The organism is Treponema sp., from assembly GCF_051883275.1.
Classification (GTDB): domain Bacteria; phylum Spirochaetota; class Spirochaetia; order Treponematales; family Treponemataceae; genus Treponema_D.
In genome coordinates, this window is record NZ_JBJETK010000026.1 from 1 (window position 1) to 5,258 (window position 5,258).

Genomic DNA, 5,258 nt, shown 5'->3' on the forward strand with positions numbered 1-5,258 from the left:
TCGGAAACTTTGTCATAAAATCAAAGAATGTCATATATGCCTCCTGCTTTTAGTTGTTCAAAACAGAATCAATAATCAGCCTGCTTACTGTTTTATTCTGTTCTTTTGCTTTTTGTTTTATTGCCATTTCCTCTGATTCAAGGCAGGAAATGACAATCCGTCCGTTTTTATATCCCGTGTTGTTTGTCGTACTTCCTTTTTTTCTTCCTGCTCCGGCTCTTGCTCCGCCGTGCTGTGTTGTCTTTTCCATGAAATCACCTACATTATGAATTTTAAAGCAATATCTAAAACTTGAAGAATTAAAATTGCTATCAGTATTTTTTCCATTCTGTTCATTATTGACACTCCTATATAATTTGATTATTTTAGAACCGTTCATAGATATTGGCGGTATCTATGAACGGCGGAAAACTAAGCAGCCAGCTTAGAAAGCAGGTCAAGTATGAACTTTATAAGTTCTAGCAGAAAAACCAGCAAGGCGATTATTTCTGCTCTTGACCATGCTTTTTTCTTTTTACGTTTCACATTTCTATTACCTCCTGATGTTTATAATATAACACATCTTGATTATTATGTCAATAAAAATCAAATAAAAAAGTAAAAAAAATATGAAAATTTGTCGGATTTTATGTTATATTAAGAGTGTGTGAGGGGATAATTCCGAAAAATTTACTCCCGCGTAAAATTCAAAATGATATATTTCCTGTTCATTCCGAACTTGATTTTGAATCTTTCTGCTCAAAACCTTGAAATACTACTCCTATGAGAGTACAATGTTGGTATGCTGAAAACGATTTATCATGGTTCTGAAAAAATTATTGAAAAGCCTCTTTTTGGATATGGAAAAACTTATAATGATTATGGGCTGGGATTTTATTGCACAGAAAGTATAGAGATGGCAAAGGAATGGGGGAGTTCAAAAAATCGTGACGGCTTTGCTAATATTTATCAAATTGAAACGGAAGGTCTTTCGATATTTGATTTGAATGATGAAAAGTATACGATTTTGCACTGGCTTGCAGTTCTTTTGGAAAACCGGGATTTTAACATCACTAATGCTTTGGCAAACGAAGCAAAAGAATATCTTTTGAAGAATTTTAGCGTTCCCTATAAAGACTTTGATATAATTACAGGGTATCGGGCGGATGACAGTTATTTTGCTTTTGCCCAGGATTTTATAAACGGAGCAATCTCTGTCCGTCAGCTTGGAAATGCTATGAAACTTGGGAATTTAGGCACTCAATTTGTTGTTAAAAGTGAAAAAGCATTTAAAAATATTGAATTTTTGGGATTTGAAATTGCAGAAAATAACATCTGGTTTTCCAGAAAAGAATTGCGTGATAAAACTGCACGCCGGCAGTATTTTGATATAGAAAAAAACAAACGACAGCGCGGTGATTTATATATTATTCAAATTCTTGATGAGGAGATAAAAGCTGATGATTCGCGCTTACGATAAAACCTATCTTTTAAATGCGCAGAGTAATCTTGGTTCTATGCTTGAATTTGCAGTCTGCGACCTTAAAGAAGATTTAACCTCTTTTTATCAGAAGTTTTTGCAGTCTGAAATATGTTCAAGGTTTGAAAACGGAGAATCAGGTGTAATTGCAGGAAAGTCAGGCATAGAACTTGCCGTTGAAATTCTAAAAGATGAAAAACTTGCTTCAAAATATCGTCCGGCTGCAAACAGAATGCCGGAATATTGGTGCGGCTGGGCTTTGGCATATTTTCAGTGGTTTTCAAATCTGACATTTCGGAATATTGACAGGCTGATTTCTATTGATGAAGTCCTTTCAATGTATTCACCGTATCACGAAATGGACATTTTGCAGTTTTGTGACAAGATGATTGAACTATATAATAATAGAAAGAAATTTACCAATTTAAAATTATTGCGCATTGATGCAGGGCTTTCTCAAAACGAATTAGCCGGACTTTCGGATATTCCTGTCCGCACAATTCAGCAGTATGAACAGAAGCAGAAAAACATAAATGCCGCCAAAGCAGAAACAGTTGTAAAACTCGCCAAAGCCCTGTGCACTTCCGTAGAAAGTTTGCTGGAAATTGGGTGAACTCCTGTAATATGAGTTGCAAACGGTGGCCGGCTTGCCGGCCACCGTTTGCCATAACAGATTACAGATTATGCAACTGTTACTTCTGAGTCGATGTTTGCAGTAAAGTAGGTGCTGCCTGGTTTTGTAACTATGCTTACACTGTAGTTTCCTGCTGAAAGGTCTGAAGGAACTGGAACTTCAACCACATTTGAACCCCTGCGGTTGTAGACAGAAAGTCTTGTAAGTCCGTTTTCGTTTTCAAAGAATACTCCCTGGTTTTCGTCTGAAATGTCGAAGCTGAGGTTTCTTCCATGCAGGCGGAGAGTTTTTCCGGAAGATACATTCAAAACTGGATTTTCGCTTGCGTCTGTATTCAGCACTGTAAGACGGTAAAGTTTTGCTTCTCCCGTGCAGTCTGGCACAACCTGCTTGTATTCAATCTTTGCCTTTACAGCTGAGGCTGCGGATTTGCTTGGATTGAATGTAAAGCCTAGCGTGTGGTTTCCGCTTCCAGGCGTAAAACTGTCCTGAATGTTGCTGCAAGTTCCTGTTGCGTTTACCCTTATGGTTCCAAACGGCAGTTCTATATTATATCCTTTGGCAAGGTATTTCACGACTATTGTTTCCATTACAGAAAGCATACCAAGATAATCTGCTTCTGTGAACGAAGAGTTCCAGTCATTCATTTCACCCGCAAGGTCTGCCGGTTTGAGTGTTTGTGAGCACGAACTTCTAAAGCAGAAGCCGTCTTTTGATTCATCCGCTGCAAACGGATTTTTTATTGTCTTAATTGTAAGCATATTATGCCCTCCAAGTTGAATTATTGCTCCGAATTTTCTGGAGCAGGCGCTGAAAAATTCAGCATGACGGAAATAATCGCCGCCGTACGATTTTTTTTGACAAGGAGAGCCGTTATGTGATATAATTCTACCATCGTTTTAAGAGTATCACATTGTGGCTCTCAGTTAATTATAAGCTTGTTTAATTTGTGTTGGCGCACTTATTAAAACAGGCTTTTTTATTTCCATAGTATTTTCATATTACCTCCTTAGAAGCAAATTGCTTCATAAAACCTTGCTTCATGCCGTCAAAAAAACGTTTTTTATCGTTCTCTTTGGCAATGAGTTTTACAAAGTGGAACTGCTGCTCCGCTATAATCATAAACGTAGTAATTGCTGAAAACAGAATTGCTTCCGCTTCTCCGTGCATACTTTGTTCCGTGTGACCGAACAGTATATGTGCATACTCATGGAGTATTATCTGCATGATTTCTACCGCATTTTTTGTATCATTATAGGCAATCATACGGCATACCCTGTTTGTTTCTTTGTCTGTATCTACAAGGCACAGTCCTTCATTCCACAGGCTTAAAGAAATCTTTTGCAGTTCCAGAAGGTTGTTTTCCTTGAAGAGTGAATATGCCTTCAGCATAATTCCTTCATCAGATATAACCTTCTGATAGTCAAAGTCGTCTTTCCAGTATTCTTCATCGCTTAAAAACTGGATTGCAAGCAGGATAATTTCAGTTACCCTCCAGCTTGGAAGCGTGTAAGTCTGTCTGACATTTTTTGCTTTTTTAATTTTTAAAAGCTTACTTTCTTCAATAGAACTGTCCAATAAAAACCTCCATGTTATGCATTTATTTTAAGACTTGTCTTGAGCCGTCTTGTACTCGTCCATAAGAATTTCAATCAGCTTTTTTTTCTGATTTAAGCTCAGGTTGTCTTTGCTGCTTGCAAGAAGAACCTGGAGCTGTTCATAACCGTAATTGTTATCATTGCCGGTCAGATAGTCGCTCGTTGTGTGAAGAATATTTGCGATGTTCGCAAGTATTTCCGTTTTTGGCAGCCGCTCGCTTGTCATATAGCGGCTGAACGCTGCCTCTGTAATACCGCACAGTTCACAAAGTTTTTTTTGTGAAAAGCGCTGTTCCTGCATTAGTTCCTTTACCCTCCTTGAAAAAATTGTAGTTTTCTCATTTTCCATAGAGCCTTCTCCTGTTTAGGCTGAAATTATGAAACCCGCGGTTTCCTTAAGTTTGAAAGGCGGGAGCAGTGGTGCGCCTTTCGTATATAAATATATTATACTTTCGGTAAAATGTCAAGAAAAAGTATGTATTTTATTTGCCAAAAGTATAATAAAATCTGCACAATAGTCTTGCAAGCTTTAGTGAACAATGTTAAATGATTTTCAGAATAATTTTCATAGACTTTTAAAATTATTATTTAAGGCTGTAAGAATAATATTTATAGACTATCAGAATAATTATGATAGGCTGTCAGAATAATGTTTATAGGCTATTAGAATGATTTGTCAGAAGTATTTTTCCTGTTCGTGTGATTCCAAAAAATTCTGTGTAATTCAGTAAAACAGAAAGCACAGCCCCTGGAAAACAGCGGAAGATTTTTTTGTTTGGGTGAATGAAATTTAGAAAGTGCCTATTATATAGAAGAATTTGAATTATAATTTTCTAAGTAAGCATTGCCGGCATTCATAAATCTATACTGCAAAGGATGTTAATCATCAGGATTTTTGCAGATTGAGTCGATTAATGAACCTACAATAGTTCTGTCGCGGGTAGACATTGATTCAAGCTTATCTGCCATTTTTCGAACGTCAGGGGAATATGTTTTTTCATTTTTGGCCGTAGTTTTTTTTCCTGTTACAAGGTACTCAACAGAAACATTGAGGGCATCTGCGATTTTTACAGCAATATCTGCGGAGGGAATGGAACTGTTTTCTTTGAGATAATTGCTTATAGAACCGGCATTCAGCCCGGCTTTTGCAGCCAGCTCCTTTATGAGCAGTCCCTGGTAAGAAATCTCATCCCTTAAGTTTTCTTTAAATCCCATATTTTGATTGTACGTTAATTTACGGATTAAGAATTGATTTGAAGTAAATATACGTTTATAATCCCATGAGCGTATATTTACGTTCGAGTTAATTAAAAACGTATAAATACGTTGATTGAAGTTACACGACGAAAAAAGTTTCGGCTTTCGAGATGTGTAATTCGTCCGCATCAAGCGGACTATCTAATCGTTGGTTTGCAGAATTTTTTTTCTGAAAAAGACAAAAATCTTGCAGAAAAACACAAAAATTTTGCAAAAAATTTTTCACCTAAAGGGTATACCCTTTAGGCGGTTGAGTCAACCGCCTAAAAAACTTTTCATCGCTTCGCTCGAAAAGTTTTTTAGATATTGT

The 5,258-nt window shown here is 36.8% G+C and carries 7 protein-coding genes; 2 read left to right on the forward strand and 5 right to left on the reverse strand.

Annotation, left to right across the window (positions count from 1 at the left end; translation table 11 throughout):
• Positions 1 to 49: 49 nt before the first annotated feature.
• On the reverse strand, positions 50 to 250 hold the full coding sequence (locus ACI4L0_RS03935; RefSeq protein WP_439798867.1) for a hypothetical protein: 201 nt from the start codon (positions 248 to 250) through the stop codon (positions 50 to 52).
• 531 nt (positions 251 to 781) lie between these two features.
• Between ACI4L0_RS03935 and ACI4L0_RS03940 the strand changes: the two genes are divergently transcribed.
• Positions 782 to 1,459 (forward strand): DUF3990 domain-containing protein, encoded by a 678-nt coding sequence (locus tag ACI4L0_RS03940; protein ID WP_439798868.1) that lies wholly within the window; start codon positions 782 to 784, stop codon positions 1,457 to 1,459.
• Positions 1,440 to 2,072 (forward strand): helix-turn-helix domain-containing protein, encoded by a 633-nt coding sequence (locus ACI4L0_RS03945; protein WP_439798869.1) that lies wholly within the window; start codon positions 1,440 to 1,442, stop codon positions 2,070 to 2,072. The genes ACI4L0_RS03940 and ACI4L0_RS03945 overlap by 20 nt, the downstream gene beginning before the upstream one ends.
• 68 nt (positions 2,073 to 2,140) lie before the next feature.
• On the opposite strand, the gene ACI4L0_RS03950 is transcribed toward ACI4L0_RS03945, so the two are convergent.
• The 4 genes from ACI4L0_RS03950 to ACI4L0_RS03965 form a co-directional block, all read right to left on the reverse strand.
• Positions 2,141 to 2,854, reverse strand: coding sequence for a DNA-binding domain-containing protein (locus ACI4L0_RS03950; protein ID WP_439798870.1), 714 nt, complete (start codon positions 2,852 to 2,854; stop codon positions 2,141 to 2,143).
• Positions 2,855 to 3,089: 235 nt separating this feature from the next.
• On the reverse strand, positions 3,090 to 3,671 hold the full coding sequence (locus ACI4L0_RS03955; RefSeq protein WP_439798871.1) for a hypothetical protein: 582 nt from the start codon (positions 3,669 to 3,671) through the stop codon (positions 3,090 to 3,092).
• A gap of 27 nt (positions 3,672 to 3,698) precedes the next feature.
• Positions 3,699 to 4,040: a helix-turn-helix domain-containing protein gene (locus tag ACI4L0_RS03960; RefSeq protein ID WP_439798872.1), complete on the reverse strand. Its 342-nt coding sequence runs from the start codon at positions 4,038 to 4,040 to the stop codon at positions 3,699 to 3,701.
• Positions 4,041 to 4,570: 530 nt separating this feature from the next.
• Positions 4,571 to 4,906 (reverse strand): helix-turn-helix domain-containing protein, encoded by a 336-nt coding sequence (locus tag ACI4L0_RS03965; RefSeq protein ID WP_439798873.1) that lies wholly within the window; start codon positions 4,904 to 4,906, stop codon positions 4,571 to 4,573.
• Between the last annotated feature and the right edge of the window lie 352 nt (positions 4,907 to 5,258).